Annotated in this window: 25 protein-coding genes; 14 read left to right on the forward strand and 11 right to left on the reverse strand. The window is 44.9% G+C overall.

What is annotated here, in order from left to right; translation table 11 throughout:
- Positions 1 to 36: 36 nt before the first annotated feature.
- Both btuC and btuD read left to right on the forward strand, forming a co-directional pair.
- Positions 37 to 1,032, forward strand: a complete 996-nt coding sequence (btuC, locus tag R7E78_RS15645; RefSeq protein ID WP_005377877.1) for a vitamin B12 ABC transporter permease BtuC — start codon at positions 37 to 39, stop codon at positions 1,030 to 1,032.
- A complete protein-coding gene (gene btuD / locus R7E78_RS15650) occupies positions 1,019 to 1,786 on the forward strand; it encodes a vitamin B12 ABC transporter ATP-binding protein BtuD (RefSeq protein ID WP_082245220.1) in 768 nt (255 codons plus the stop codon). Before btuC ends, btuD begins: the two co-directional genes overlap by 14 nt.
- Before the next feature lie 69 nt (positions 1,787 to 1,855).
- On the opposite strand, the gene R7E78_RS15655 is transcribed toward btuD, so the two are convergent.
- From R7E78_RS15655 to R7E78_RS15665, 3 genes are all read right to left on the reverse strand, one after another.
- A complete protein-coding gene (locus R7E78_RS15655) occupies positions 1,856 to 2,431 on the reverse strand; it encodes a nucleoside triphosphate pyrophosphohydrolase family protein (RefSeq protein ID WP_005377875.1) in 576 nt (191 codons plus the stop codon).
- Between the two features lie 109 nt (positions 2,432 to 2,540).
- The gene (locus R7E78_RS15660; RefSeq protein WP_025766766.1) at positions 2,541 to 3,113 is read right to left on the reverse strand and encodes a DUF1415 domain-containing protein; all 573 of its coding nucleotides are present in this window, start codon (positions 3,111 to 3,113) and stop codon (positions 2,541 to 2,543) included.
- Positions 3,114 to 3,202: 89 nt separating this feature from the next.
- Entirely contained in the window at positions 3,203 to 4,426 is a 1,224-nt protein-coding gene (locus R7E78_RS15665) for an MFS transporter (protein ID WP_047100700.1), read from the reverse strand.
- 106 nt (positions 4,427 to 4,532) lie between these two features.
- On the opposite strand from R7E78_RS15665, the gene R7E78_RS15670 reads away from it, so the two are divergent.
- Positions 4,533 to 5,402 carry a LysR family transcriptional regulator gene (locus R7E78_RS15670; protein WP_318058037.1) on the forward strand — a complete coding sequence of 290 codons (870 nt, stop codon included), beginning with the start codon at positions 4,533 to 4,535 and terminating at the stop codon, positions 5,400 to 5,402.
- Positions 5,403 to 5,429: 27 nt separating this feature from the next.
- Here the strand turns inward: R7E78_RS15670 and R7E78_RS15675 are convergent, their stop codons facing one another.
- Positions 5,430 to 5,660 (reverse strand): glutaredoxin family protein, encoded by a 231-nt coding sequence (locus tag R7E78_RS15675; protein WP_005377871.1) that lies wholly within the window; start codon positions 5,658 to 5,660, stop codon positions 5,430 to 5,432.
- A gap of 138 nt (positions 5,661 to 5,798) precedes the next feature.
- Here R7E78_RS15675 and R7E78_RS15680 point away from each other — a divergent pair, with 138 nt between their 5' ends.
- Both R7E78_RS15680 and rlmF read left to right on the forward strand, forming a co-directional pair.
- On the forward strand, positions 5,799 to 6,314 hold the full coding sequence (locus R7E78_RS15680; RefSeq protein WP_318058038.1) for a M48 family metallopeptidase: 516 nt from the start codon (positions 5,799 to 5,801) through the stop codon (positions 6,312 to 6,314).
- Entirely contained in the window at positions 6,301 to 7,428 is a 1,128-nt protein-coding gene (gene rlmF / locus R7E78_RS15685) for a 23S rRNA (adenine(1618)-N(6))-methyltransferase RlmF (protein ID WP_318058039.1), read from the forward strand. Before R7E78_RS15680 ends, rlmF begins: the two co-directional genes overlap by 14 nt.
- Positions 7,429 to 7,500: 72 nt before the next feature.
- On the opposite strand, the gene R7E78_RS15690 is transcribed toward rlmF, so the two are convergent.
- The 6 genes from R7E78_RS15690 to R7E78_RS15715 all read right to left on the reverse strand — a co-directional run bounded on the left by R7E78_RS15690 (position 7,501) and on the right by R7E78_RS15715 (position 14,030).
- The gene (locus R7E78_RS15690; RefSeq protein WP_054577908.1) at positions 7,501 to 7,821 is read right to left on the reverse strand and encodes a hypothetical protein; all 321 of its coding nucleotides are present in this window, start codon (positions 7,819 to 7,821) and stop codon (positions 7,501 to 7,503) included.
- 70 nt (positions 7,822 to 7,891) lie between these two features.
- Positions 7,892 to 9,487: a S41 family peptidase gene (locus tag R7E78_RS15695; RefSeq protein WP_054577907.1), complete on the reverse strand. Its 1,596-nt coding sequence runs from the start codon at positions 9,485 to 9,487 to the stop codon at positions 7,892 to 7,894.
- A 365-nt stretch (positions 9,488 to 9,852) separates the two neighbouring features.
- The gene (locus tag R7E78_RS15700; protein ID WP_213880136.1) at positions 9,853 to 10,617 is read right to left on the reverse strand and encodes a transcriptional regulator; all 765 of its coding nucleotides are present in this window, start codon (positions 10,615 to 10,617) and stop codon (positions 9,853 to 9,855) included.
- A gap of 30 nt (positions 10,618 to 10,647) precedes the next feature.
- Complete coding sequence (locus R7E78_RS15705; RefSeq protein ID WP_005377862.1) at positions 10,648 to 11,322, reverse strand: GntR family transcriptional regulator; 675 nt, start codon at positions 11,320 to 11,322, stop codon at positions 10,648 to 10,650.
- A 152-nt stretch (positions 11,323 to 11,474) separates the two neighbouring features.
- Entirely contained in the window at positions 11,475 to 13,007 is a 1,533-nt protein-coding gene (locus R7E78_RS15710; RefSeq protein WP_171342760.1) for an aldehyde dehydrogenase (NADP(+)), read from the reverse strand.
- Between the two features lie 21 nt (positions 13,008 to 13,028).
- Complete coding sequence (locus R7E78_RS15715) at positions 13,029 to 14,030, reverse strand: 4-hydroxyproline epimerase (RefSeq protein ID WP_171342701.1); 1,002 nt, start codon at positions 14,028 to 14,030, stop codon at positions 13,029 to 13,031.
- Positions 14,031 to 14,139: 109 nt separating this feature from the next.
- Here R7E78_RS15715 and R7E78_RS15720 point away from each other — a divergent pair, with 109 nt between their 5' ends.
- The 7 genes from R7E78_RS15720 to R7E78_RS15750 all read left to right on the forward strand — a co-directional run bounded on the left by R7E78_RS15720 (position 14,140) and on the right by R7E78_RS15750 (position 21,949).
- Positions 14,140 to 15,396 (forward strand): FAD-dependent oxidoreductase, encoded by a 1,257-nt coding sequence (locus R7E78_RS15720; protein ID WP_318058040.1) that lies wholly within the window; start codon positions 14,140 to 14,142, stop codon positions 15,394 to 15,396.
- Positions 15,397 to 15,519: 123 nt separating this feature from the next.
- Positions 15,520 to 16,593 (forward strand): polyamine ABC transporter substrate-binding protein, encoded by a 1,074-nt coding sequence (locus R7E78_RS15725; protein ID WP_005377854.1) that lies wholly within the window; start codon positions 15,520 to 15,522, stop codon positions 16,591 to 16,593.
- An 87-nt stretch (positions 16,594 to 16,680) separates the two neighbouring features.
- Positions 16,681 to 17,655 (forward strand): ornithine cyclodeaminase family protein, encoded by a 975-nt coding sequence (locus tag R7E78_RS15730; protein ID WP_054577903.1) that lies wholly within the window; start codon positions 16,681 to 16,683, stop codon positions 17,653 to 17,655.
- Between the two features lie 56 nt (positions 17,656 to 17,711).
- On the forward strand, positions 17,712 to 18,626 hold the full coding sequence (locus tag R7E78_RS15735; RefSeq protein ID WP_132936606.1) for a dihydrodipicolinate synthase family protein: 915 nt from the start codon (positions 17,712 to 17,714) through the stop codon (positions 18,624 to 18,626).
- Positions 18,627 to 18,699: 73 nt separating this feature from the next.
- Positions 18,700 to 19,821, forward strand: coding sequence for an ABC transporter ATP-binding protein (locus R7E78_RS15740; protein ID WP_048626301.1), 1,122 nt, complete (start codon positions 18,700 to 18,702; stop codon positions 19,819 to 19,821).
- A complete protein-coding gene (locus R7E78_RS15745) occupies positions 19,818 to 21,098 on the forward strand; it encodes an ABC transporter permease (RefSeq protein ID WP_171344740.1) in 1,281 nt (426 codons plus the stop codon). The genes R7E78_RS15740 and R7E78_RS15745 overlap by 4 nt, the downstream gene beginning before the upstream one ends.
- Before the next feature lie 2 nt (positions 21,099 to 21,100).
- Positions 21,101 to 21,949, forward strand: coding sequence for an ABC transporter permease (locus R7E78_RS15750; protein WP_171344739.1), 849 nt, complete (start codon positions 21,101 to 21,103; stop codon positions 21,947 to 21,949).
- 120 nt (positions 21,950 to 22,069) lie between these two features.
- Here the strand turns inward: R7E78_RS15750 and R7E78_RS15755 are convergent, their stop codons facing one another.
- Complete coding sequence (locus R7E78_RS15755; protein WP_258457678.1) at positions 22,070 to 22,504, reverse strand: hypothetical protein; 435 nt, start codon at positions 22,502 to 22,504, stop codon at positions 22,070 to 22,072.
- A gap of 445 nt (positions 22,505 to 22,949) precedes the next feature.
- On the opposite strand from R7E78_RS15755, the gene R7E78_RS15760 reads away from it, so the two are divergent.
- Together R7E78_RS15760 and R7E78_RS15765 are read left to right on the forward strand one after the other, a co-directional pair.
- Positions 22,950 to 23,483 carry a hypothetical protein gene (locus R7E78_RS15760; RefSeq protein ID WP_054574080.1) on the forward strand — a complete coding sequence of 178 codons (534 nt, stop codon included), beginning with the start codon at positions 22,950 to 22,952 and terminating at the stop codon, positions 23,481 to 23,483.
- A 350-nt stretch (positions 23,484 to 23,833) separates the two neighbouring features.
- On the forward strand, positions 23,834 to 26,278 hold the full coding sequence (locus R7E78_RS15765) for a collagenase (RefSeq protein ID WP_258476687.1): 2,445 nt from the start codon (positions 23,834 to 23,836) through the stop codon (positions 26,276 to 26,278).
- Positions 26,279 to 26,387: the final 109 nt, after the last annotated feature.

Genomic DNA, 26,387 nt, shown 5'->3' on the forward strand with positions numbered 1-26,387 from the left:
TGTAAGGTTAAGCCTCGTTTGTTTTTATCGGCCGCTATGGATTTTCAACAACTTATCCTGAACAAGGAACGACGCTGGCAACGTAACCTGATGGTTATGTCGATCGTGCTCGCTGTACTCTCTGCCATTCACTTGATGGTCGGAGAAATTTTCCTTTCTCCTTTTCAATCCTTATCTGCATTTGAACAGAAGTTATTGGTGGACTTGCGTTTACCGAGGTTAGTGTCTGCGGCAATTATTGGTGCTGCGTTAGCGGTATCTGGCGCGACGTTACAAGTGTTGCTTGGGAACGTGTTGGCTGAACCTGGCGTGCTCGGTATATCTGGTGGTGCAAGCTTAGCAATGGTCTTAATCATGTTCGCGTCACCTGTTCTTCCTACCCCGATTGTTTTTATGTTGGCAGCGATTGCAGGCTCGATGGTCTTCACGTTTGTTTTGGTGGCGATAGCAAGGGCAATGCACCTGACGACGGCTCGATTGCTTTTGGTTGGGGTCGCATTGGGTATTTTATCGAGCGCGATTGTGACGTGGGCTTTTTACTTTAGTGATGATCTTAGCTTACGCCAACTGATGTATTGGTTAATGGGCAGTATTGGCGGTGCGAGTTGGTATCAACATACCGTTACCTTGGTGATGTTACCGGTGCTCATCTGGTTATGTTGTAAAGGCAAATCGCTTGATAGATTGATGCTGGGTGAGATTCATGCGACCCAATTGGGTGTCGATGTGCATCAAATGCGTTGGAAACTGATCCTCGCCATTTCTGTTTTGGTGGGTAGTTCAGTCGCTTTGGGTGGCATCATCAGTTTTGTTGGTTTGGTGGTGCCGCACTTGTTGCGTTTGGCTTTTGGTACGGAAAACCGTTATTTATTGCCACTTTCTGCAATATCTGGTGCTGCGTTGCTTGTATTTGCTGACATCGGCGCAAGACTGTTATTGGACTCCGCAGAGTTACCTTTAGGTGTCATGACAACATCGATTGGCGCACCTATTTTCATCTGGATGCTGGTGAAGAGTCATGATGCACGTTAAACATATGTCGGTTGGTAGTCGATTATTGCCTCTTTCTTTTGAATGCAAAGCTGGCGAAATCGTACATGTAGTTGGGCCTAATGGTTCCGGTAAGAGCACTTTATTGGCTGCGATTTCTGGTACGTTAAGTCACCGAGAGGGTATGAGTGGTGAAGTGTACGTTGGCAACAAAAACTTGCTTACTTTACCGTTGTCAGAGCAAGCTCATGTTCGAGGTTATTTGTGTCAGCAATCGCGCCCAGCGTTTAATGTTGATGTGTTTCAGTATCTCGCTTTATCTCTGCCAAGTGGTGCTGAGATTGCGGATATCAAAGTGCGTGATGCCGTCAATATGGTGGTGGAGCTGGTACAACTGCAAGATAAGCTTCATCGCAGTATTCAAACATTATCCGGTGGTGAGTGGCAGCGTGTCCGATTAGCAGGTGTATGTTTGCAGGTGTGGCGTACCATTAATCCTTTTTCGCAGTTTTTAATTTTGGATGAGCCAGCAGCACCGTTAGATATTGCGCAAGAGGGTCTGCTCTATCAATTGATTAACGCTATGGCGGCGCAGGGGATTGGAGTATTAGTTGCTAATCACGATCTCAATCGCACATTAAAGCACGCAGATAAAGTATTGCTGCTTAACAACGGTGTGCTGCACTCATCAGGAAATGCCGATACTGTGCTAACGGAAGAAGCTCTCGGGGAAGTGTTCAATACTCAAGTCAAAAAGGTCATCGTAGATGAGCAACCTTATTTAATCTTTGATTAGTATTTAGGGACAACAAAAAACGACCTACTTGAGGTCGTTTTTTTTAATCGAGATAGCCAAACTCAACGCTTATTGAGTTAACGGTTTTAGATCTGCTGGGCGGTAGTAAACAGATTTGAGTACTTTGCCTTTACGAATGGTTTTACCTTCCGATACGAAATCTTCGGCGCATTTCGCGATGATGTATTCACCTTTCTGCACCGCCATCAACTTGATGCCTTGTTCCGCGTAGAATGCTTCTGTTTCTGAGTACTCTTGCTCGTTACGGCATACTTTGCTCATGTTGCTTGAATGGACTTCATCCCAGCAAGGAATAAATTCGATACCACGGTTTACCGCAACGTTTAATAGAAGATCAATTAAGTAGCTGATCGCCAGGTTGTCTTCTACTTTGCTGTGGCCAAGATGAACGAGACGGCCCATTAATACATACACGCTGTCTACGATGGCATCTGCTTGCTCAGTTTTACAATCTGCTTCTGCTAGCTCTGTTAGCTCTTCGATCGCCAAAGAGGTGTGTAGTGTGTCTGCTTGCGTATCAAGGCTTGCAGCGTCTGCGACTGGTAAGTCGAACGTACTACGGAACTCGGTAATATCACGGTATAAGTGATCAAAAATCTCTTGGGTTAGCTTTGACAGTTGCATTCTAATTTCCATTGAATCGATTGAAGCGGCAATGATACCAAACCGCACTTTGAACCCCAAGGGCATTGCATCTAACTGGTGATAAATCTGCCTTTGGGAATGGTGGTGCTTAACGAAATAGGTAAGGGAACAGCTTTTTACGTTCTTCCTCTGAAAGGGCGGAAACACGAGCGATGTTCGTATCGGGAATGGATTCAGGATCAGGATAGTGTTTTAGTACCTTTTCCATACTCTCTTCGCGAATCAAATGGAAGATCGGGTAAGGAGAACGATTGGTTAGGTTTTCGTCGTCTTCAGGCCTTGCGCCGCCAAAACAGTAATCAGGATGGAAAGTCGCTACTTGGAAAACACCTTCCCAGTTTTGCTGCTTAATTAATCCTTCAACCCAATCTATGCAAAAGTTGTAGTCCCAGAAATCTTGTAGCATGTTGGGAACCACAACCAACGTGGTCTCAAGTTGTTCGGGTTCTGTGTTACTCAGCTCAATCAGCTGCAATAAAATATCTTCTAGAAGCGCTTCTTCTTGAGTCGCTTCACTAACAAAGATTTTGATTTGTTTATTACGTTGCGGCTTGGCAGCAAATGGACAAAGGTTGAGACCGATTACTACATCGTTGAGCCATTGATCGACCTGTTGAGTGATCGCTTCGATATCTGTGTTTTGTGTTGAACGCGTTGACATACGACTTTCTGGTTTTTATTAAAGTAGCGCAAGCATAGCAGAGTTGGTTATCCAAGTAACCAGAGAGGTATTACGCAAATGAGCGTACCTTAGCTACTCTTTAAACTCGCAGCGTCAGGTGTTTGGTCAGTATGCTTTCTTTCGGCAATGTGTTTCAAATACGCAATTGCAGCAAACATCGCTAGGTAGACTGCGCTTCCTCCCATAAGAACACTCGACCAACCACCATGTTGCCAACAATAAAGAAGTAAGAATCCTCCTAAGCTACCGCCTACGTAGTAGTGTACTAAGTAGAGCGCTGTCGCGGTGGCTTTGGCGCGAGTGGCGTTCTGACCGACCCAACCGTAGGCGAGGGTATGAGTAAAGAAGGCACCAAAACTTATCAGCAACAACCCAAATAGCATTGCAGTCAAGCTTTCAACCGCCGCAATCCACATCCCCGCCATGCTCACTATCGCGCCTAAGAACATACCGAGGATTGATGAATAACGTTTACTCCAGTGGCCTGCGCAACGAGAGGAGAAAGTCCCTCCCAAGTAACAAATAAAGATCAGTGAGGCCAACCCGACGGGCACATTGTGAGGTTCACTCACCAGACGGAAACCCATGACGGAGTAAAGGTTGACGAACAAAGCAAAGTTGAGTCCTCCTATCAGCATTGCGAACCACACGCGTTGGTTTTTAAAATGACCAATAAGCGCACGATTTTGATGGCGCAAGCTGCTTGATGACGGGGTGAAGTTGCGCTGTGTTGGCAATAAATAGTGAACGCCAATGACACCAAGAAGAGTGAACACCATCATAACTTCAATGGCGACATCAACACTGAAATTGTCCGCCAATAAGCCGCCGCTAATACGCCCTGCAATACCGCCTAATGAGTTAGCCGCAATGTACGTTCCAATTGCCATCGAGAAAGCGTGCTTGTCGAGCTCTTCTGCCATGTAAGCTACGGCGACCGCAGCAAAAGCGGCGAGCGCGACACCGATCAGTGCTCGACATACCACCAAAAACAGAAATGAGTCACCAAACAGCATCAAAGCGGAAAGGGTAGGAATCGAAAACAGACCAGCCATCATGACTGGCTTTCGTCCCACTGATTCTGACAACACAGCCATCGGAACGAGGCTAAAAGAGAGAGCGAGTGTTGAGGCCGCAAATAGCCAGTTAACTTGCGTTTCTGAGATAGTGAAAATTTGGGCAAAAGTGGGCAGCATTGGCTGTAGTAGGTATAAATTTGAAAAAACCAAGAAGGAACCAAGCGCAAGCGAGAGCGTAATGCGTTTGTATTCCGGTGTGCCAAAACTGACCATGAATCCTGCCTAATGTGAGCAAATGGAGAGACTGTGATCAATCTATCAGTTCGTTATAAATTAAAAAAATATATTAAAAATATGGACACCATATATTTATGATCTAATGGAATCGAAACAACTTAAACATTTTCTGGTGGTCGCTGAACATGGAAATATTACCCATGCGGCGAAAGCCCTGCATATTGCCCAGCCCGCATTAAGCATTTCTATCAAAAAGTTTGAGCAGTCTTTGGGCGTTACCCTATTTCGCCGTGATGATAAAAAAATCAGCTTAACGAAAGAGGGCGAAACGTTACTTGTGCATGCTAAGCGGGTGATTCAACAGTTGCACGACGCGCAGCTCGCGATTGATGAGTTGAAAGGTTTAGCGAAAGGCGAAGTAAGACTAGGGACGCCATCAATGATGGGCAGTTATTTCTTTCCACGAATTGTGATGGCGTTTAAAAGCCAGTTCCCGGAGTTAAAATTGACCTTGGTCGAAGCTGGGACTCAATCGATTCGTCGTATGCTGCTCAATGGTCAACTCGATATCGGTGTGATCAGTTGTGATAACGTGCCTGATGACCTAGAAACTGACCATTTGTTTACTAGCCAAATGGTCGCAGTTGTTTCACCTGAGCATGAGTTAGCCCAGCGACACGCTCTTACTTTTGATGAGTTCTTTGAACACGATTTGGTTATGTTTCAGCATGGCTATTTTCACCGCGAATTTTTGGATCAGGTGAGTGAGGAGCATGGGTTTACCATGAAGTCATCATTCGAGACCAACTTACTGCCTTTGATTTTGAGTATTGTAAAACAAGAGTTTGCGATTACCGCGTTACTGGAATTGGTGACTCAACATGAGTCGGGCGTTGTTGGCTTACCGTTTGAACCACCAGTGACGCTAGATCTGGCACTTGCTTGGCGCAAGCAGGGGTACTTATCAATAGCAGATCGAACGTTTATCGACTTTATCAAGCGCTACGTTTAAACGCAGCGCAGATTCATCGTCCGAGCACTAGTCGCCTTTGTACATCTTCTCGAAGTTCTTTGGGTTCCAGCCAATCATTACCCGATCACCAATTTTTAAAACTGGCACTGAACGAGCACCAAGCGCATCAAGTTCTTTGCGACCGCGTTGCATCTTAGCATTGCACAAACGATAGTTAATATTTTTCGAATCCAGATAACGTTGAGCATCTTTGCAGTGAGGGCATTTGTCTTTGACGTAAAGGACGACACGTTTCATTGAGTTTCTCTCCATTATCATTGGGAGGCGAAGTTTAACGGCCTTTCACAATAAATGAAAGGCGAAAGCTAAGGTGAAACTGTCCTTTATCTCAGGTATATTGAGCGCCTTTATTTTGTCATAACAGACGTTAATTCTATGCATCCGTCACTTCGATACATTCAAGGCTACCCACAAAACATCGTAGAGCAGGTGAGCTCGTTGATAGCGAGTGGCAAGTTTGTTCCTTGGTTCGAGAAGCGTTATCCCGACAGGCACCAAATCAAAAGCGAAAGGGCGCTCTATGAGTACGCCATGGCAATCAAAAACCGCTACATGAAGAAAGCCGCGCCAATCAGTAAAGTCGTCTACGATAAGAAAATTCACGCGGTAAACAACGCGCTTGGTTTGCACAGTGTAATCAGTAGAAACCATGGCGGTAAGCTGAAGTCGAAAAACGAGATTCGCATTGCCAATGTATTTAAGGATGCGCCCGAGCCACTATTAAGAATGCTGGTGGTACATGAGTTGGCGCATACTCGTGAGAAAAAACACGACAAGGCGTTCTATCAGCTATGTTGCTATATGGAGCCTGAGTATCACCAACTCGAATTTGATGCTCGTTTGTTTATGATTTACCTCGATTTAAAAGCGAATTTGAATGAAGAACAATAATCACAACGCGAAGCAAGCAAAGCCAAAGACTTCAAAGGCGGCTCAGAATAAAGACGCGAATAAAGCCAAGCCGAAGCGTGTTAAAGACAAAGTTGCGCGCAAATCCTCGCAGCCTGCAGGAAAGAGCGAAGTCGAGTTCATAAAAATAGCGAAGAATGGTTTGCATGAGCGTAATGTTCATCGAGGTCGTTACGATTTTAAAAAACTCGTGGAAAGTGAACCACAGTTAAAGCCATTCGTTATCAAAAATCCGAAAGGGGAAGACTCCATAAACTTCTCTGATCCTAACGCTGTTAAAATTCTCAATAAAGCATTGCTTGCTGCGTATTATGGTATCGAGTTCTGGGGCATTCCCGACACCTACCTTTGCCCACCGATTCCGGGCCGCGCTGATTACATTCACCGAGTGGCAGAACTTCTTGATGGTGAAGTAAAAGGTCAGTACGCGCACCAAAAAGTGAAAGCGTTGGACATTGGCGTGGGAGCAAACTGTATTTATCCGATTGTTGGTGTAACAAAATACGGTTGGCACTATACGGGCAGCGATGTCGATCCAAAATCCATCCAATCGGCTCAAACGATCGTAGAGCACAATCGTGTTTTGAAGGGAAAAATTGCACTGGTACAGCAATACAATGATGCCAATATTTATCGAGGTATCATTCAACCGAATGATCGTTATGATGTGACGACATGTAATCCGCCATTCCACCGTTCGGCGGAAGATGCCGCTATGGGCAGCCAGCGTAAAATCGATAATCTAAAAGCAAACCAGCGCAAGAAAGGGCTAAAACCTCAAACCGCACCAGTAAAGACAAGTAAGCCTGCGTTGAATTTTGGCGGTCAAAACGCTGAATTGTGGTGTGAAGGCGGAGAAGCGGCGTTTATCCGAAAAATGGCGAATGAAAGCCAAGCTTTTGCCGCACAGGTCTTGTGGTTTACAACACTTATATCCAAAAAAGACAACGTTCGCCCGATGCGCAAGCAGCTTGAAAAATTGGGTGTGAAAGCCATTCGTGTGGTTGAAATGAGTCAAGGGCAGAAAGTGAGCCGCTTTGTAGCTTGGTCATACATGGATAAGCAACAGCGCAAAGCATGGATGGAATTAAAGTAACGTTGACCGTTTCACACTGAACAATAAAGTAGGAAGCCCGCTGATATCAGCGGGCTTCTCTTTTTGGGAGATCTAAAACTTAATAATGGGCTCACAATCTAGTGAACTGAGAGAGACAAAAGTATCTGTTTTGGCGTAGTACAAGCCACAGGTTTCACCTCTTATCTGCAACGTATATTGGTCTGGAAGATCCGTATAGCTGCCATCCAACAGTTGATTGTTGTTCCCTTTTACTCGTCCTTTTTCAATCAACAAATGCGGTGTGGATTCAAATACGTTATTTGCGATTCTAGGTGCAGGTGTCCCTTGGATTTCTGCGATCGCGTTTTGAATTTCTATGACTGTTTCCGGAGAGTTCTTTTTACTCAATGCTTCAACGGGTTCTTGTGACATAGCTTGACATCCTATCAAAGAAATCGAAGTCCCTAGGAAAAGCGCAACCCGAATCAGCATTCGTAAAAAGTTAGTTGATCTCAACATGAATTGCCTCTGTTCGTAGCGGAGAGCGAAGATCGCTTAACTCCGGAGATGAAATGTTACGCGGCATGGCGTTGAAACTTGAAGAGGAGACTGGCGGACAGGTTCCAGTTTCCATGTAGTTTAGTGCCGCAGAAAGCATACCTTCAGACGGATCGCCTAATGGTTTTGTTAGGTCGTCATTGACCCAGCAACCTTCCACTCTGTTGTTTAAGCCTAACTCGGTATTGATTTGGCTCTTTGGAGTAGGAATAAAACCATCAGCGAAGTCGCCAAATTTTTTCTCGTTCGCCGACTTGAACTGAATAGTGTAGTACATAGTGCCGCAGTTTTGTTCTGGTGAGAACCCATACGGTTTACCTGTGGTTGTTGAGCCTATTTGGATAACCTCCACATCAATGCCGCGCAAAGCGTTGATCAACAGTTCACTTGAGGAAGCCGTGCCTCCTGAAGTCAGTACATATACGCGCTTTTTGTTCAGTGTCGGAAGCACTTGGTCCGAATATTTCTGTGCTGCCCAGTCTATTGCTAGATTCGTAAAGCGATAGATGTTATCCCCATCTTTAATGGTACGCATCACTTTGTCATTATGAATCAACTCACTGAAGACTCGGTTCTGACCAGCACCGCTTAGCATGTAGCCTACTTGCGAGGACTGAAGGACTAAGCCACCGCCGTTGTAACGTAAATCAACGACGATCTCGTCAACATTCTCTGCTGAGAGCGTACTGAACGCCTCAATAAGCGGGGCTTGAGCGCTTGGTTCAAAGGAGTTGTATTGCAGATAGCCGATCCGCATACCATTTTGTGTAATCACTTTGGCATTTTTAACTGGAGAGGTCATGACATCAGAGGCGGTAAGCGTCACGGTTTTCTCTAGACCGCCAACACTCTCAAATGTGAAGGTGTAATCTTGATTGATGTCAGGGTTAAAGAGCGTTTTATTAATAAAATCAATGTCGGACTGACTACCGGTGTTAACCACATCAATATTATTGATTTTCAGAAGCTTATCACCACGAGCAATGCCGCTTCTATCAGCTGGCGAGGCTTCTTCAGTGTAGGAAATACGAACGTCTCGAGGTTGTACGCCACGTAGGAATGCCCAGTTAAAACCAAATCCAGCAACTAAACCGGATTGCGATGATTTCATATCATCCTCATAAGGGACGGTAAAATGGAAGCGATCTTTTGGTTTACCCGTCGCGGTAGTAGCAGAGGTGACCAGCGTATTGAAGTAATCAGTAACAGTTTTGTAGTTTGCTGGATTATTATCAGGAACCTCGTCATACCATAGATACGTTTCGTTAGTAAAAGCTCTTAAAAAGAGTTTTTCGTGTAATGCAGAGCCCAATTTATCTGGATAGGCGGCATAGTTGTCATATGGGTCCAGTCCGACGCGGGGCGTTTCACATTGGTTGATAAACGTTTTCGACGGTTGGCTAAAATCATGAACTTTCCACGTTGGACCGTTTGCACTGCTAGTGGACGGAGTAGGTGATGAGCTATCACCGCCACCACCGCCACAGCCTTGTAATAATGCGAGAGTGACTGCCGTTGCTAAAGAATACTTAAATTTCACTTTTCTATGTCCTTATAAATAATAGAATTATAATTATGTGTTTTGCTTTTGTTTTTATTAGCTAGGTGAATGTATTAATTTAATTTGTTCGTCTGCAAATTTATAGTTAAATAGTGTGAGGTAAATAACGTAAAAAAGTTGTCTTTTATACTTAAGCTAAATTAGTCATTACTTAAGTTTTCTGTCTATTTCAAAAGAGCTAACAAGACAATTAATAAGTGTGAAATTAAGACAAGTTCTTAGTTGACTAAGCGACGCTTGCTAAATAAAAAATCAGAATTAGATTCAGGAAACGCTTTGAATCAATAGTTTGGTAGGGATATATGATGTTATCTCGGGGGTGTTTGATTTATTTATCTGATGCTTTAACTTAATTTAGTGAGTTGAGCGACGTGCTTTAATAAGCTTCCGTCAATGTTAGGTAAATCATCAGCGAAAAATATCTGAGCACCGGGAGTGCAGCGCATTAATATATTTGTTAGTTCACCTTCATTGTTGGAAGTGTTAACTGCGTTAAGTTTCGCTAATTTATTACAAAGCTCGTCCTCTATTTGCACTTTCTGCTCTTCGGTGAGCCTAATGCGACCTATACATATGCCTGGGTTGATATCATGAGAAAGCGAATCTTGTTGAAATCGCTCTTTGAATAAGGTGTCTAATGCCGTACCTTCTTCCATAATAAATCGACGACCAGAACGGTAAAACAAGCCGTCTCCGAAGTTTTCGACATATCCTAGAATTTCCGCGATACGCAAATAGAATCGTAAGCTTGTATCAGAAAGTCCGTAAGTTTGGGCTATCTCTTGCGGTTTAATATCACGAGAAGTCAGCATATAAATAAAATCAAGTAAATAAGGATGCTCAACGAAAAGGGCGCTCTCTTCATCTGTTAGCATTTGCTCGTTTTGGTGCTGAAGCTCGTTGGCTAAGGTTGCGAGTTCGATGAGATCGGTATTCAGGTAGTTCAGATAAATAAGTACTTTATCCAAACCTAAAGCTGGATTATGTAGGTGGCGTTTAATACTAGATAAAGGGATGCCACTTTTCTCTGACAAGGAATTGTAGCAAAGCCCTTCTTCTTTAATCTTTTGTCGTAGCGCTGCAAGTAAAAACTTTGGTCCAACATTCATCCTTGAATATCACCTTATTCGTTATTCCGTTTACTGGCTGATATTTTGCCTTTCAAGCAGCAGGTTTCGAATCGCTGTGCCTGCTTCTAGAATGTGCTTTTTCAGTAGGTACTTGGCGCCTTCGATATCGCGATTTTGGCACATTTCAAACAAGCTTAAGTGCTCTTCTTCTGCCTTTTTAATGCCTGTAGTAAACAATAGCTGCATGCGTATGTATCGGTCACACTTTGTGTTCAGGTTGTAAATGACGTCCATAGTTTCAGGCATGTTGGCTGGCGCATATAGGGCTTTGTGGAACTCGTAGTTGTAGTTGCTCCATTCTTCTACTTCGTCGCCACTGTTCACTACTGACTCGAAACGTTCGCGAACTTCGCGCGCGCGTTCAAGGTCAGCGTCTGTCATATTTTGAATCGCGCGCTCTAAAATGTGGCATTCCACGACAGCGCGCAGTTCAAATAGCTCATTGATTTTCTCTGGAGATAGCTCAGTGACCGTCGCACCTTTGTGAGGTTCAAAGCTAACGAGTCCTTGTGCTTCCAATTGAACTAACGCTTCACGCACAGGAATTCGGCTAACATTAAACTCTTTTGCTAACGCATCTTGACGTAAAGGTTGACCAGTTTTTAACTCGCCCTTCAAGATCTGAGTTCGAATTGCTTCCTCAACGAGCTGAGTGCGCGTTTTAAAAACAGGTTTCTGTGACATTGAAGTCTCCCGTGAAATTAATATTGTATCCAATCCATTTTACTTTAGTAGTTTATTGTTTTTCTGGCACAAACCAACTAGGAAAGAAGGTTTTGAGAAGTAGAGTGAAATAAAAGGCATCAGTTGATGCCTTTTTGAGCCATTTGGTGGGCTTATTGGGACACACTGCCATCTATGGCGCGTTGGATACCCAGTGGGTTCGACGCTTTTAATGAATCCGGCAATAAAGATTCTGGCAAAGCTTGATAAGAGACCGGACGCAACCAACGATGAATAGCCTCCGCACCGACAGATGTTGAGGCAGAATTGGTTGAAGCCGGATATGGTCCACCATGAACCATAGCGTAACCAACCTCGACGCCAGTTGGCCAACCGTTGAATACAAGGCGTCCGGCGATTTCTTCCAAACTTGGAAGCAGTTGCTTGGCTTGTTCTTCGTCTTCAGCGGTAGCGTGAAGGGTTGCGGTGAGCGATCCAGTCAGTGAATCACTCAGTTTCAACATGTCATCGAAATCTTCACAGATTACGATTAACGATTGAGGACCAAATATTTCTTCCTCCCATTGCGGGTTTTCACGCCAGTTTTTACTGTCCGTCACGAACAGTGCTGGTGAGACATTGGTCGCTTCTGCTTGTTCAGAACGAGTGACGTTAATGCCTGTTTCGGAAGCTCGCTTATCCACTTCGGATTCATACGTTTCTCGGATTCCTTGCGTTAGCAAAGTGGCCGTTGATTGTTGTCGAATTAACCCTTGAGCGATTTCGATAAAGGCTTGCGTTTCTGGGCTATTCAAGACAAATACAACGCCTGGTTTTGTACAAAATTGTCCACAGCCCAAAGTCATAGAAGCCACAAATTCTTCAGCCAATGATGCGTTTGCCCGTATGGCTGAAGGGAGAATAAATGTTGGATTAATCGCCCCTAGTTCGCCATAGAAGGGGATTGGCTCTGGTCTTTGCTGGGCTAGATTGAACAGCGCACGGCCACCACCGACTGAACCTGTAAACCCAACCCCTTTAATTTTTGGATGGGTAACGAGTGCTTGGCCAAGTGCACGTTTGTTACCTTGCAATAGCGTGAAGATGGCTTGCGGTAAGCACTCTTTCTCAAGTGCAGCCTCAATACACTCAGCAACAAGTTGACTGGTGCCAGGGTGGGCGGTATGGCCTTTTACAATCACAGGACAGCCAGCTGCCAGTGCCGAAGCCGTATCACCACCTGCCGTAGAAAATGCGAGCGGAAAATTAGACGCACCAAACACGGCGACAGGGCCAATTGCGATTTGTTGACGGCGAATATCTGGTTTTGGCAGTGGTTGACGGTTTGGGTTTGGCGTATCGAAAATTGCTTGATGGTGATTACCCGATCTCACAACCTCGGCAAATAGTCTTAATTGGCTCGCGGTACGTCCTATTTCACCGCTTAAACGTGCTTCGGGAAGGGCAGTTTCTAAATGAGCACGAGCAACGATTTCTTCACTCTTCACTTCCAATTCAGAGGCGATAGAGCAAAGTAAGCTCGCTCGCTTTGCATTGCTTAGTTGGCGAAACTCACGCGCAACGCTTTGGGCGGCTGAGGAGGCTTGATTAACTTCTTGCTCTCCATGTACCGGAAACGCTATAGGTAGAGGCTCACCAGTAAAGGCGTTGACTGCGTAAAAAGTGGTTGGTTCTTGTGGGGTCATCATTCTTCCTTACTATCCTTATTACTTCACTTCAAATCCGTACGCATATGGGTCTTCATCGTCTACCCATATCGTGTTGTGACCGTATATTTGTGCCCATCCTTCAATGCTTGGCAAAATAGCGGCTTTGCCATTCACTTCGGTGATGCCTTCTATACGTCCTTGAAATAGGCTGCCGATGATACTTTCGTGAACAAAGTCTTCCCCTTGATTGAGTTTGCCTCTTGCATGCCATTGCGCCATACGTGCACTTGTTCCCGTACCACATGGCGAACGATCCAACGCTTTGTCGCCGTAAAACACAGCATTTCGGGCGGTGGCGTTTTCTTGAGTGGGCTCTCCGGTCCATAGCACGTGAGAAACACCGCACACTGTTGGATCTTTTGGATGTACGCACTCAACCGCTCGAGATACCGCTTCGCGAACTTTTGGTGAAAGCATCAAAATTTCATCTGGAGAGTAGTGTTCAAGTCCGGCGTAGTTTTCTTGAGGATCGACGATTACGTAATAGTTTCCGCCATAAGCAACATCGACAGTGAGCTCACCTAAGCCCTCTATGTCCACGGTTACGTCTTGGTGGGCAAGGTAAGCTGGTACGTTAAATATCTTCACCGACGTGACCTTGTCACCTTTTGTTTGGTAGTGCACTTCGATTTGTCCTGCTGGGACATCAAGTATCAAACGGCCTTCTTTTTTGGGAGTGATAAGGCGATTCTCGATAGCGGTAGTGACGGTTCCAATGGTGCCGTGGCCACACATTGGTAAGCAGCCACTGGTTTCAATAAACAGAATTGAAGCGTCTGCGTTATCGCTGCAAGGAGGCAAGACAACGGACCCCGACATCATTGAGTGTCCGCGAGGCTCAAACATGAGTGCCTGACGAATCCAATCATAATGCTCAAGAAAGTATTGGCGCTTTTCGCTCATGGTATTGCCTTCGAGTGGAGGCACACCGCCTGCTACCAGCCTAACTGGGTTGCCGCAGGTGTGGGCATCAATACAGAAAAAAGTTCCTTGTCTCATTTTTCGCTCCTTGCTGAAAAAATGGTTGAATTAAACAATAGTGATGTTAACGTAATGTAAAATATATTGTATACAATCTACGTTTTCAAGTGTGACTCGGAGCATATTTATGTTGGTCAAGGATGAAACTAAAAAGGAAAGGATCGCTGTGATAGGTGCGGGGATTATTGGCTTATCAATTGGCTTGAAATTGCAGCAGCAAGGTTATCAAGTCACGATTTTTGATCCCAATGGCGTGGGGAATGGATGCTCTAAGGGAAATGCAGGCCATATCGCGACTGAGCAAATCTTCCCTCTTGCAACGCCAGCGCTGCTTCCACAATTACCTAAAATGCTGCTAGATCCCAAAAGTCCGGTTTCGATCCGTTGGCAAGATATTCCAAACACAATCGGGTGGATGATTCGTTTTCTATTACAAACCAAGCCATCAGCCGCGGAGCGGGCAAAAAACGCGATTAAGAGTCTTAACGAGCGGTCAGTGGCAAGTTGGCGTGGCGTGCTTGATTCAATCGGAAAAGCGCATCTAATAAAAATGAGTGGTTCATTGCTCACTTTTGAAAACGAGAAACTGTTTCAGAATTATCAAAGCACGCTTAACTCACTGGCTAAAAACGGTGTGGCGTATCAAGTTTGGACACAAGAGGAGATTCGAGAGCGGATACCTGATCTCAGCCATAAGGTTCGTGTCGGCGTCTTTTTTCCCGATACAGGTCATACGCTAGACCCCTATCAGCTCTGTGTTGAGCTAAGTGAAGCTTTTGAAGTTATTGGCGGTAAGGTTTTACAAAAAGATGTATCTGCGTTGGCGAAAAATGGCGAGGTGCTGGTTGAGTCTCAAACGTATTCATTTGACCGAATCATTGTTGCTGCTGGTGTACATTCTAAGCCTTTGATACGGCAGCTAACCGGAGTCAAAGTGCCTATTCAAGCCGAGCGTGGTTATCACCTAATGGTGGATGACAAGCGTGATGTACTGCCATTTCCTATTAGCTCTGCAGATAGAAAATTCATCATGACTCCGATGTCTGGCGGGCTACGCTTGGCAGGCACTGTTGAGTATGCCGATGTAGAATCACTACCCAATATGAAACGTTCAGAAATGCTTTTTCAGTTAGGTGATGAGATGTTTGAATCGGAGTTAAATCCACTCAAGCAAGGAGAAAAGTGGATGGGTAATCGGCCTTCAACAGTCGACTCGTTACCGGTTATTGATAGCATTTGGGATGGAAATGTATTACTGGCATTTGGCCACCAACACCTTGGATTAACTCAAGCGGCGATTACGGCAGATCTCCTTTTAGAGCTTATCGAAGGAAAGCCGACATCGATTGATCTATCACCTTTTTCATTACAACGATTCGCCTGAAAAATTTAATATTAAATATTGTATAAAATATATTAAATGCTAATGTTAACTTAATTTTAACAAAAATGGTGTCCAACAGCCGTACTCGGATGCCTCCAGAAAAACAACCAAAAGGAGTAAAACATGTCACGAATGACCAAAGCACCATTGGCGCTGTTGATTTCAGGAATGCTGTTGGGGGCCTCTGCTTATGCTGAAGACAAATTGACGGTCGTATCTTGGGGTGGTGCATTCACCAAGAGCCAAGTGGAGGCATATCATAAGCCTTTCATTAAAAAAACAGGTGTTGAGATCGTATCCGAGGATTTCAGCGGCGGATTAGCTGAAATTAAAGCACAGGTGGAAGCGAACAACGTGCGCTGGGATTTGGTTTCTCTCGACAAGCCAGACATTGTTCGTGGTTGCGCCGAAGGGTTACTAGAACCAGTGAGCCCAAGTATTTTGCCTCCGGGCGCAGATGGAACACCAGCACAAGAGGATTTCATTGATGGTGCGATTCACGAATGCGCAATCAATACCATCGTTGTGTCCACAGTATTAGCGGTGAACGAAGACGCGTTTAAAGGTAAGGCTTTGCCTAGCAAGTTGACCGATCTTTTTGACCTAAAAACTTTTCCAGGTCGACGTGCATTGCAAAAACAACCTCAGGGCAATCTTGAGTGGGCACTATTGGCTGATGGTGTAAAGCCAGAAGAGGTCTACAGCCTGCTCGAAACCGAAGCGGGGCGTGAGCGTGCTTTTGCTAAGTTGGATACGATCAAATCAGAAGTGCTGTGGTGGACAACAGGTGCCCAGCCACCTCAAATGCTTGCAGATAAAGAAGTGGTGATCGCCTCGGCGTTTAACGGCCGAATCCACAATGCCCGTAAAGATGAAGGTCAACCATTTCGGATTATATGGGACCGTCAAATGGGTTACATGAATGGATGGGCGATACCTAAAGGGAGTGAGAACACAAAGCTTGCATTGGACTTCATTGCTTTTTCTTCAGGAACAAAACCATTAGCTGATCAAGCTAAGTACGTTGCCTATGGGCCTACGCGTAAGTCGTCTTCGGCGGAGGTGAACCCAGACATTTTAGCGAACCTTCCTACCGCACCTCAAAACTTCCAAACCGCCTTCCTGATTAACGATGAATGGTGGTCAGACTACGCTGATGAACTCAATGAAGAGTTCAACACCTGGCTGCTTAACTAGGCGTTAATTTTTGTATGAGGCCGAGTTTTCATCCATAAGCGAGGTTCCGTACTTTTCCTCAACTGTATTTATGTTTTCGGAGAAATGATGAAAGTCATCGAAGCACAGCAAGTCGCGCAATGTTTAACAATGAAGTCTCTTATTGAAACGATGCGTGAAATGTACTCGCGGCCAGCAACAATACCTCAACGCCGAGTCATGCCCTTAGAAGAGGGAGAATACGAGGCGTTTGCGCTACTTCCAGCTTGGAACCAGGAGTTAATTGCGGTGAAAGCCTTTACGTATTTCCCGCATAACCCTGAGCAAGGCAAAGATACGCTTGCATCTAAGCTGCTTGTTTTTAGACGAAACGATGGTGAGCCGCTCGCACTCGTGGACGGTAAAGTTTTAACGTTTTGGCGCACCGCCGCAGCTTCTGCGTTGGCAGCGGACTATTTGGCGCGTCCCGATGCTGATCGTCTGTTGATCTGCGGAACGGGCAATCTTGCGCCTTATTTTGCGTGGGCATACGCTGCGGTTCGCCCACTTAAGCAGGTTTATATTTGGGGGCGTAACTCAGATAAAGCCGAGGCGACGGTAGATGCCATTGTGTCATCTTCAGAGTATCAGTCGCTTCCTGATGAGCGTCGGTTTCGCGTTTCAGTCGTAGAAAAAGTGGACCACGTTATCAAACACGTTGACATCATCAGCTGTATTACTGCATCAGCAGAGCCTTTGTTTAATGGCGCAGACGTGCAGCCGGGCACCCATATTGATTTGGTCGGTAATCATGACTTGGACAAGCGTGAATGCGACTCTAAAGCAGTGCAACGAGCACAGGTGTATGTTGATAGCCGTATTAATGTATTAGCCGAAGCGGGCGATCTTCTCATTCCAATTCAAGAGGGCGTATTCACGTCAGACGATATCAAAGGGGAATTACCGCAGCTTTGCGCCCAACAAATCTCAGTACGTCAAAACGATGAGGTCATTACTTTATACAAATCAGTTGGCAGTGCTTTGGCTGATTTGGCCGCTGTAAAGGCGGTGTTGTTAGAAAATGGCATAGATAGCCATGTCTGAGCATTTTCGCTCGTTCATTTAAATTGCATACAATATACATATAAGGAAAGTAGTTCATGAAAATTGATTGGAAAGGTGTTTATCCGGCGGTCAGTACGCAATTTCGTCAAGATCAGTCAATCGACTTAGACGCAACGCAAACCGTTATAGACAACCAGATTAAAGATGGTGTGAATGGCATTATCTGCTTGGGTACCGTCGGTGAGAACTGCGCGTTGTACCCGGAGGAGAAACGCCAGGTCTTGCAAGCGGCAAAAGAAGTCGTAAATGGCCGTGTGCCTTTGATTGCTGGTACAGCAGAGTCTATTACCACAGCAGCTGTTGATTACATGCAGGATGCGTACAAAATTGGTATCGATGGTTGTATGGTGATGCCTGCCATGGTTTACCGCACGTCTGAGAGCGAAACGTTCGAATATTACCGCGCTCTAGCAGAAGCAACGCCAGAAATGCCAATCATGATTTACAACAACCCGGTTGCTTATGGTGTAGATGTAAACCTCGACATCATGGCGAAACTGGCTGAGTTTGAAAGTATTGTAGCTATCAAAGAGTCGACCACTGATACTCGTCGTATCACCGAGCTTTACAATAAATTTGATGACCGCTTTACCGTGTTCAGTGGTGTTGATGACATCGCTCTTGAATCATTGATGCTAGGTGCGACCGGCTGGATTTCTGGTTTAACCAACGCATTCCCAGAAGAGTCCGTTGCGATTTATAAACTGGCAAGCCAAGGTCGTTATGCTGAAGCGTTAGAGATCTACCGTTGGTTCTTACCCCTACTGCGTTTAGACACCATTCCTACGCTGGTTCAGTGCATAAAATTGGCCGAGCAAGTCTGCGGACGTGGCTCTGAACAAGTTCGTGCGCCACGCCAACTCTTACAAGGTGAAGAGCGTCAACAAGTCATTCAAATGGTTGAACACGCGTTAGAAACCCGCTTAGACCTATCCAAATACAATCTGTAATTGTGCTGTTTAGTAGAGCGTTAACTGACGCTCTACTCATTCGTAATATTCAAAAAATGAGAAGAGGGAAGTCATGAGCACGGAAAACAAGGACTATGTCAGCTTTCAACACGTTAAGAAAACCTACGATGGCACGAATTTGGTGGTGAAAGACTTCAACTTAGATATTGCTCCTGGAGAGTTCGTTACTATGTTGGGGCCGTCAGGATCGGGCAAGACCACTTGCTTGATGATGCTAGCAGGCTTTGAAACTGCGACCGGTGGAGACATTTATATCGATGGCGTTCCTGTCAATCATCTCGCGCCGCACAAGCGCGATATTGGTATGGTGTTTCAAAACTATGCGTTGTTTCCACATATGACCATTGCTGAGAATCTTGCGTTTCCTTTAAAGGTGCGAAAACTCGACAGTGACACGATTCAAAGCAAAGTTCAGAGTGTATTAGAAATGGTCGAGCTTGAGCATGTTGCGACTCGATACCCGAAGCAGTTATCAGGTGGTCAACAACAGCGTGTTGCGTTAGCGCGAGCATTAGTGTTTGAGCCTAAACTCGTATTGATGGATGAACCACTAGGCGCGTTAGATAAGCAGCTGCGTGAGCAAATGCAGATGGAAATTAAACATTTGCATGAAAAGCTTGGCATTACCATTTTGTATGTGACGCACGATCAAGACGAAGCTCTCACTATGTCCGACCGTATTGCGGTTTTTAATCACGGTGAAGTGCAACAACTCGCGACACCAACCGAGCTTTATGAATCTCCGAGTAATACGTTTGTTGCGCAGTTTATCGGAGAAAACAACCAACTCTCAGGTTTAGTCAAAGAGTGGAACGGAAAGTATTGCCAAGTGCTCGTTGGGAAAGAGTTATTTACTGCGAAACCTGTCAGAGTCTCTGAGCAAGGGCAGAGAACAACACTTTCCATTCGACCAGAAAAGATTGTTATTCAACCAGAGAAAGCGTCTTGCGAGAACCAAGTCTCGGGCGTCCTACGAGAATTGATTTATCACGGTGATCATTATCGTCTGGTCGTCGAAGTAGAGAGCGTTGGTCACTTCATCGTTAAAGTACCTAACGATAATCGTAAACACTTGCAGTTAACGCCTGGCTCAATTTGTCGTATTGGTTGGCAAAGTGACGATTGCCATGCTCTTGATGGGACACAAACTCAAAGTAGCGAGGTAGCAGCATGAGTCGAGAGCTAACCGCATTAGATTCTGTATTGGAAATCGAACGCCAAGTTCATGAGCAAGAAACCAATCTGAAAGCGCAGTTGCAAAAGGCCGAGCGCCGAAAAAAGCTTCGCTCCATTATGCTCACAACGCCATTGGTGTGTTTTATTCTGCTTACGTTTGCTTTTCCTATCCTCGACATGCTTTATCGAAGCGTGGATAACCGAGAAATATCCCTGTCACTACCACAAACTATTCAAGCCTTAGAAAGTTGGGATTATCAAGGTCAGCCTCATCAAGAAGTCATTGAGGCATTCTCTGTTGAGGTACTTGCGCTTTATCAAAGCAAAGAGCTACCGAAAATAGCCAACCGGATGAATATTGAAGAGTCTGGTATGCGCAGTTTACTCATGAAAACCGGCAGAAAGTTGTCTCGTTTGACGTCGCTGCCGAGCTCGGTGACACAACTAGCTAAGCTGGATAAGCGTTGGGCTAATCCTAAATATTGGGCGGCGTTTAAGAATCTTAGTGGCGCATTAACATTCAGTCATTATCTTGCAGCGCTAGACTTGCAAGTGAATGAGTTTGGAGACATTGAGCCCCAACCAGAAAAACGCCAAATATACGTCGACCTTTTCTTTAAAACTTTTTGGATGTCTATTTCAATCACCTTAACTTGTTTGGTGATGGCGTACCCCGTTGCTTACCTGCTTGCCAATTTACCTGATAAGCGCGCGAACTTACTTTTAATTATTGTGCTGCTGCCATTTTGGACATCATTGTTAGTCAGAACCACGTCTTGGATTGTTCTGCTGCAAAACCAAGGGGTCATTAATGATCTCCTTATTTGGTCGGGTTTTACTTCTGAGCGAATTCAGATGATTCACAATACCTTCGGAACGGTGGTGTCTATGGTGCACATTCTGTTGCCTTTTATGATCCTGCCTCTGTATAGCGTAATGAAAGGAATTAGCCCAACTTATTTCCGAGCCGCTCGTTCTCTAGGCGCGACGCCTTTCATTGCGTTCATCAAAGTTTATATGCCGCTTACGTTACCGGGTATAGGTGCGGGGGCCTTGCTTACTTTCATTCTTTCTATTGGCTTCTACATTACGCCTGCTTTGGTTGGTGGAAGAAGCGGACAGATGATCTCCAATATGATTGCCTATCATATGCAGACATCACTGAACTGGGGGATGGCTGGCGCATTGGGTGGACTGCTTTTGTTCGTTGTACTGGTTCTGTTTTATATGTTCAACCGTGTGGTTGGCATTAACAACCTTAAGGTAGGGGGATAACCATGGCATTACCAAACTATGCATCAAAAGTAGAGCGAGTTGCTTACGCAGGTTACTTAGCTTTTTGTGGGGTGGTGCTGTTCTTTTTAATCGCTCCAATTCTGACCATCATCCCGTTATCGTTTAATGCAACGCCTTACTTTACTTTTACCGAGGGGATGTTAAACCTTGACTCGGCAGCGTATTCTACTCGCTGGTATCAAGAAATGTTTACTAGTGATCAGTGGCTGTTGGCGCTGAAAAACAGCACGTTTATTGCTTTTATGGCGACACTCGTTGCAACAGGGCTAGGAACTCTGGCGGCGTTGGGTTTAGCAAGTAGTAACTTGCCTTTTCGCAATACGATTATGGCGCTGTTGATCTCACCCATGATCGTACCAGTCATTATCTCTGCTGCTGCGATGTACTTTTTCTACACACGCTTTGGCTTATCACAAACTTATTTAGGCATCATTTTGGCACACGCTGCGTTAGGTACGCCTTTTGTCGTCATTACCGTTACTGCGACGTTAAGCGGCTTTGACCATAGCTTGGTAAAAGCGGCGGCTAGCTTAGGCGCAAACCCTGTTTATACTTTCAGACACATTACCTTTCCGCTGATTCGTCCGGGGATGATATCTGGCGGCTTGTTTGCTTTTGGCACCTCGTTCGACGAGGTTGTGGTGGCGTTATTCCTGACTGGGGCAGAACAAAAAACCGTTCCGAGGCAGATGTGGTCAGGAATTCGAGAGCAAATTAGTCCGACCATATTGGCGGTCGCTACGTTGTTGATTTTTATGTCGGTGTGTTTGCTCGTGACATTAGAAGTTTTGCGTAGACGTAATGTACGCATTCGAGGCATTCAAGAGTAACCAAACTTTTTCTTTGTTGGTCACTTTGCACTTTTGTTTAGGGGTACCTCAATTTTTGACCAAATGCGCCTCATTGTAGGCGCTTGTCTTTTTTGTGTATCTTCAGCGATGACTGACATATCACTCTGGTAGCTTAATGCCAGCTTGCTCGAAACGTGCCAAAGGCGACTTGTTTGATTGCTGATACCAACTAGCTGGCATGTTTGATTTAAGTCGCGCTTTTTCTTCCTTGCTAATCACAACATAATGCAAAAACGTATCAAGTGTGGTTCCCATCACGTCAAATGTCATTTCCCCATCTTTGCTGATGGCTTTCAATAACCCAACCACGGCTTCCTCGAGGACTAACGGTTCAACCACCGCCTTTTTTCGCTCTTTTATTGATGTTGAAGCGGGCAGTCTTGCACGTGCCGTCTCCCAGCAAACTTTGTTGGTTTTACTGACAAGGTTGTGCTTGTAGCAGTAGTAACTGAATAAAAAGCGTGGCAGATTTTGCCAGCGTTCGGTTTGGACTTCTAACCAAAGGTGTTGTAGCTCAATATCAGCGTCGGTCATAAATATTATGGAAGATTATTAAAGTAGTGGCATTCTAACGTTTCATCAGCGATGCCGTCTATGATTCGGTTACTTCCCATCTTTATGTTGACACTTTGATTTTCAATGAAACAGTGACTTCTTATTACTGTAAATAGTGAGTGATTTGTCCAGTTTCTGACATTAGTGTTTGACTTGGGTAGTAGAGTGTGGGCGTTTTTTGTTTTGAAGCGTCAATATACATCATCACATACTTACGTCTTACTCTTTCTGAAATAAATACTTTTATCAAAGTAACTGTGTGATTTTCATTCAAATAGTATGTATTTCATGGTGATGAAAATTCTGTTTATTGCGCTACAATCGAGTGTCGTTCGTAGAATGTAGCCTAATGACGAAAACCTTGCGTCTTCTATCTGGCTTTTTGTGTGCTACTTTTTAATAAGTATCTTTTGGGTGGGTTTTTATGTTTGGAGTTAAAAGAAATGCTGCTATCTCTGGCTTGTACCAAGCGAGTGAACTTAAAGCAAAGCTGTTCTCCAAGGATTTGGAAATCTTAAGACTTAGAGCTGAAACTGAGTTTAATAAAGTGCTTGATGAGCTACTAAGAATTAAAGATAACAATTCAAGGCTTCGTGAAAGTGGGCTTATTGATAAGCTTGAGCAAGAGAAGTCTAAATGGAACAGTGATCAGCTCAAAGACATCGAGCAACGTATAAGTAATGTCGAGTTCTGTATTAAGGATTGTGCTTTATATGTCAGCAACATTGAGTCCCAATTCGCTGAGGATAGCGGTTTAGGATATGGTGAACTGAGCAGTCGTTCCCTTGAAGACGAGTTGGAAACACTATCTTTTAGTAAGATCCTTAACGCATCTGCACATGAGTACTTTTATAACTCTAAAGAGTATGAAATGTACCTTGAAAACACACCAAATACCGAATTTTTGCACGCGTTAAAAGAGCAAATTACCGCACTTTTCGACCACAAAGCAGCCTAGAACCTACAAAGTATTCGCCCATTGCCCGATTCCTTCTGCAGGGGCTTTGATTCGCGAATTTTTACCGACCCGCTTTGGAGTATACCTGGCCATTTAACGTGCTGGGTATACCCGTTTAACTACACGTTTCTTCTCTAGCTCATCTCTATTTTTTAACAAATACGAATTTTAGAAGCTCACTCCGTGTTCCTTCTAGTACCAAAAACTGACACCGCTACGTTTGGTTGTTAATAAAATGTTTCATCTTGTCTTGCGAGTAGATTATATGGAGATGCTCTTGCAGTAATAAGGGCAGTGGCGATGCAAAAGACGTAATGCATCTAAGGAAAACTCAATATAGAAGAAATTAGATGGAACTGAAGACTTTGAGTGTCGCGATTGCGACAACATTAACCAGCACTGGCGTATTTGCGTTAAGCGAGCCAGTTTCTCAAGTTACAGAGCAACATGCACATTCGGCTCATACACACGGTGTTGAATCCAATCGAGTTGAATACCAACCAACCGCAACTCTCCCTATTCAGCCTTCCAAGGCAACTCGAGTACAGTCACTTGAAAGCCTTGATGAGTCGAGCACTGCTTGTGATTTGGAAGCATTGGTTACCGAAAGCAGTAACCAATTGATCGGCGAAATTTTAAGTCAGGGCGCGACGTGTGTGAACCAGCTATTCTCTGCTGAAAGTCGGATTCAAGAGTCGGTATTTAGCTCCGCTCATATGTACAACATTGCGAAGCGTACTACGACATTGGCGAAGGGGTATACAGGTGGCGGGAGCGATGAACTAGAAACGTTGTTCTTATACTTACGCGCGGGTTATTACGCCGAGTTTTACAATGACAACATCTCATTTATTGAATGGGTCACACCAGCGGTGAAAGAATCCGTGGATGAGTTTGTTAATAACGCAAACTTCTATGAGAACAGCGACCGTCACGGCAAAGTGCTTAGTGAAGTCATCATCACTATGGATAGTGCGGGCTTGCAGCACGCGTACTTACCGCAAGTGACCCAATGGCTTACACGTTGGAATGATCAATACGCCCAGCACTGGTATATGCGCAATGCAGTTAACGGTGTTTTCACTATTTTGTTTGGTGGGCAGTGGAACGAGCCATTTGTGCAAATAATTGGCAACCAAACGGACCTTGCCAAAGCTTTAGGCGATTTCGCTCTAAGGGCGTCATCAATCGGTGCTGAAGATGAGTTCATGGCCGCGAATGCGGGGCGAGAGCTCGGGCGTCTGACCAAGTATACGGGTAACGCGAGTTCTGTTGTGAAGAGTCAGCTGAGTCGAATCTTTGAACAGTATGAAATGTATGGTCGGGGTGACTCGGTTTGGCTTGCGGCGGCGGACACCGCCTCATATTACGCAGATTGTAGTGAGTTCGGAATTTGTAATTTCGAAACTGAGCTAAAAGGCTTGGTGCTATCGCAAACTTATACTTGTAGCCCGACAATCCGAATTTTGTCTCAGAATATGACGCAAGAGCAACACGCGGCCGCATGTTCTAAAATGGGCTACGAAGAGGGTTACTTTCATCAGTCTTTAGAAACTGGTGAACAACCAGTAAAAGATGACCACAACACTCAGCTCCAAGTCAATATCTTCGATTCAAGCACTGATTATGGTAAGTACGCAGGGCCAATTTTCGATATTAGTACTGACAATGGCGGTATGTACTTGGAGGGCGATCCTTCCCAGCCGGGGAATATTCCCAACTTTATTGCTTATGAAGCCTCTTATGCGAACGCGGATCACTTTGTCTGGAACCTAGAGCACGAATACGTGCATTACTTAGATGGTCGATTTGATCTCTATGGAGGGTTTAGTCATCCAACTGAAAAAATAGTGTGGTGGAGTGAAGGCATTGCAGAGTATGTCGCTCAAGAAAATGACAACCAAGCAGCACTTGAGACGATTCTAGACGGTTCGACATATACCTTAAGTGAGATTTTCGAGACTACTTATGATGGGTTTGATGTCGATCGAATTTATCGTTGGGGGTACTTAGCTGTACGTTTTATGTTTGAAAATCATAAAGATGACGTAAACCAAATGCTGGTGGAAACACGCCAAGGGAATTGGAGCAATTACAAAGCAACGATCACCCAATGGGCGAATTTATATCAAAGTGAGTTTGAGCAGTGGCAGCAAGCCCTTGTCTCAAATGGTGCACCTAATGCAGTCATAACCGCAAACAATAAGGGGAAAGTCGGTGAAAGCATTACATTTAGCAGTGAAAACAGTACAGACCCAAACGGGAAGATCGTCAGCGTCTTATGGGACTTCGGTGATGGCTCGACAAGTACACAAACCAAGCCGACGCACCAATATGGGAGTGAAGGGGAGTATTCGGTCAGCCTAAGTGTGACAGACAGTGAAGGCTTGACGGCAACCGCCACTCATACTGTTGTTATCTCAGCGTTGGGCGGTAATGACACATTGCCACAAGACTGCGCGGTGCAAAGTAAAGTAAGCGGTGGGCGCTTAACAGCAGGAGAACCAGTTTGCTTGGCAAATCAACAAACCATTTGGCTGAGCGTGCCAGCGGTGAATGAGAGCTTAAATCTGGCGATAACGACGGGGAACGGTACGGGTAACTTAAAGCTTGAATACAGTAACTCCGGTTGGCCGGATGATACTAATCTTCACGGGTGGTCAGATAATATTGGTAATGGAGAGTGTATTACGTTGTCAAATCAGAGTAACTACTGGGGCTACGTTAAAGTCTCTGGGGACTTTGAGAATGCCGCCATCGTCGTTGATTTTGATGCTCAGAAGTGTCGTCAGTAGGGCATTTTAACTGCATCATTTTAATTTAATTGATCGCCTCGCTAACATTGCGGGGCGTTTTTGTTTTTCACGCCGTTATCTCTATAAAAAAAACCAGCCCGAAGGCTGG

The organism is Vibrio sp. YT-19(2023), from assembly GCF_033337395.1.

Bases quoted from the DNA above. Each gene is read 5' to 3' on its own strand.
- R7E78_RS15750 (WP_171344739.1), top strand. From the start codon at position 21,101: ATGGCATTACCAAACTATGCATCAAAAGTAGAGCGAGTTGCTTACGCA.
- R7E78_RS15660 (WP_025766766.1), bottom strand. From the start codon at position 3,113: ATGTCAACGCGTTCAACACAAAACACAGATATCGAAGCGATCACTCAA.
- R7E78_RS15665 (WP_047100700.1), bottom strand. From the start codon at position 4,426: ATGGTCAGTTTTGGCACACCGGAATACAAACGCATTACGCTCTCGCTT.
- R7E78_RS15745 (WP_171344740.1), top strand. From the start codon at position 19,818: ATGAGTCGAGAGCTAACCGCATTAGATTCTGTATTGGAAATCGAACGC.
- R7E78_RS15705 (WP_005377862.1), bottom strand. From the start codon at position 11,322: ATGTCACAGAAACCTGTTTTTAAAACGCGCACTCAGCTCGTTGAGGAA.
- R7E78_RS15675 (WP_005377871.1), bottom strand. From the start codon at position 5,660: ATGAAACGTGTCGTCCTTTACGTCAAAGACAAATGCCCTCACTGCAAA.
- R7E78_RS15655 (WP_005377875.1), bottom strand. From the start codon at position 2,431: ATGCAACTGTCAAAGCTAACCCAAGAGATTTTTGATCACTTATACCGT.
- rlmF (WP_318058039.1), top strand. From the start codon at position 6,301: ATGAAGAACAATAATCACAACGCGAAGCAAGCAAAGCCAAAGACTTCA.
- R7E78_RS15760 (WP_054574080.1), top strand. From the start codon at position 22,950: ATGTTTGGAGTTAAAAGAAATGCTGCTATCTCTGGCTTGTACCAAGCG.
- R7E78_RS15725 (WP_005377854.1), top strand. From the start codon at position 15,520: ATGTCACGAATGACCAAAGCACCATTGGCGCTGTTGATTTCAGGAATG.
- R7E78_RS15735 (WP_132936606.1), top strand. From the start codon at position 17,712: ATGAAAATTGATTGGAAAGGTGTTTATCCGGCGGTCAGTACGCAATTT.
- R7E78_RS15680 (WP_318058038.1), top strand. From the start codon at position 5,799: ATGCATCCGTCACTTCGATACATTCAAGGCTACCCACAAAACATCGTA.
- R7E78_RS15700 (WP_213880136.1), bottom strand. From the start codon at position 10,617: ATGAATGTTGGACCAAAGTTTTTACTTGCAGCGCTACGACAAAAGATT.
- R7E78_RS15710 (WP_171342760.1), bottom strand. From the start codon at position 13,007: ATGACCCCACAAGAACCAACCACTTTTTACGCAGTCAACGCCTTTACT.
- btuD (WP_082245220.1), top strand. From the start codon at position 1,019: ATGATGCACGTTAAACATATGTCGGTTGGTAGTCGATTATTGCCTCTT.
- R7E78_RS15730 (WP_054577903.1), top strand. From the start codon at position 16,681: ATGAAAGTCATCGAAGCACAGCAAGTCGCGCAATGTTTAACAATGAAG.
- btuC (WP_005377877.1), top strand. From the start codon at position 37: ATGGATTTTCAACAACTTATCCTGAACAAGGAACGACGCTGGCAACGT.
- R7E78_RS15720 (WP_318058040.1), top strand. From the start codon at position 14,140: ATGTTGGTCAAGGATGAAACTAAAAAGGAAAGGATCGCTGTGATAGGT.
- R7E78_RS15740 (WP_048626301.1), top strand. From the start codon at position 18,700: ATGAGCACGGAAAACAAGGACTATGTCAGCTTTCAACACGTTAAGAAA.
- R7E78_RS15715 (WP_171342701.1), bottom strand. From the start codon at position 14,030: ATGAGACAAGGAACTTTTTTCTGTATTGATGCCCACACCTGCGGCAAC.
- R7E78_RS15765 (WP_258476687.1), top strand. From the start codon at position 23,834: ATGGAACTGAAGACTTTGAGTGTCGCGATTGCGACAACATTAACCAGC.
- R7E78_RS15670 (WP_318058037.1), top strand. From the start codon at position 4,533: ATGGAATCGAAACAACTTAAACATTTTCTGGTGGTCGCTGAACATGGA.
- R7E78_RS15755 (WP_258457678.1), bottom strand. From the start codon at position 22,504: ATGACCGACGCTGATATTGAGCTACAACACCTTTGGTTAGAAGTCCAA.
- R7E78_RS15690 (WP_054577908.1), bottom strand. From the start codon at position 7,821: ATGTCACAAGAACCCGTTGAAGCATTGAGTAAAAAGAACTCTCCGGAA.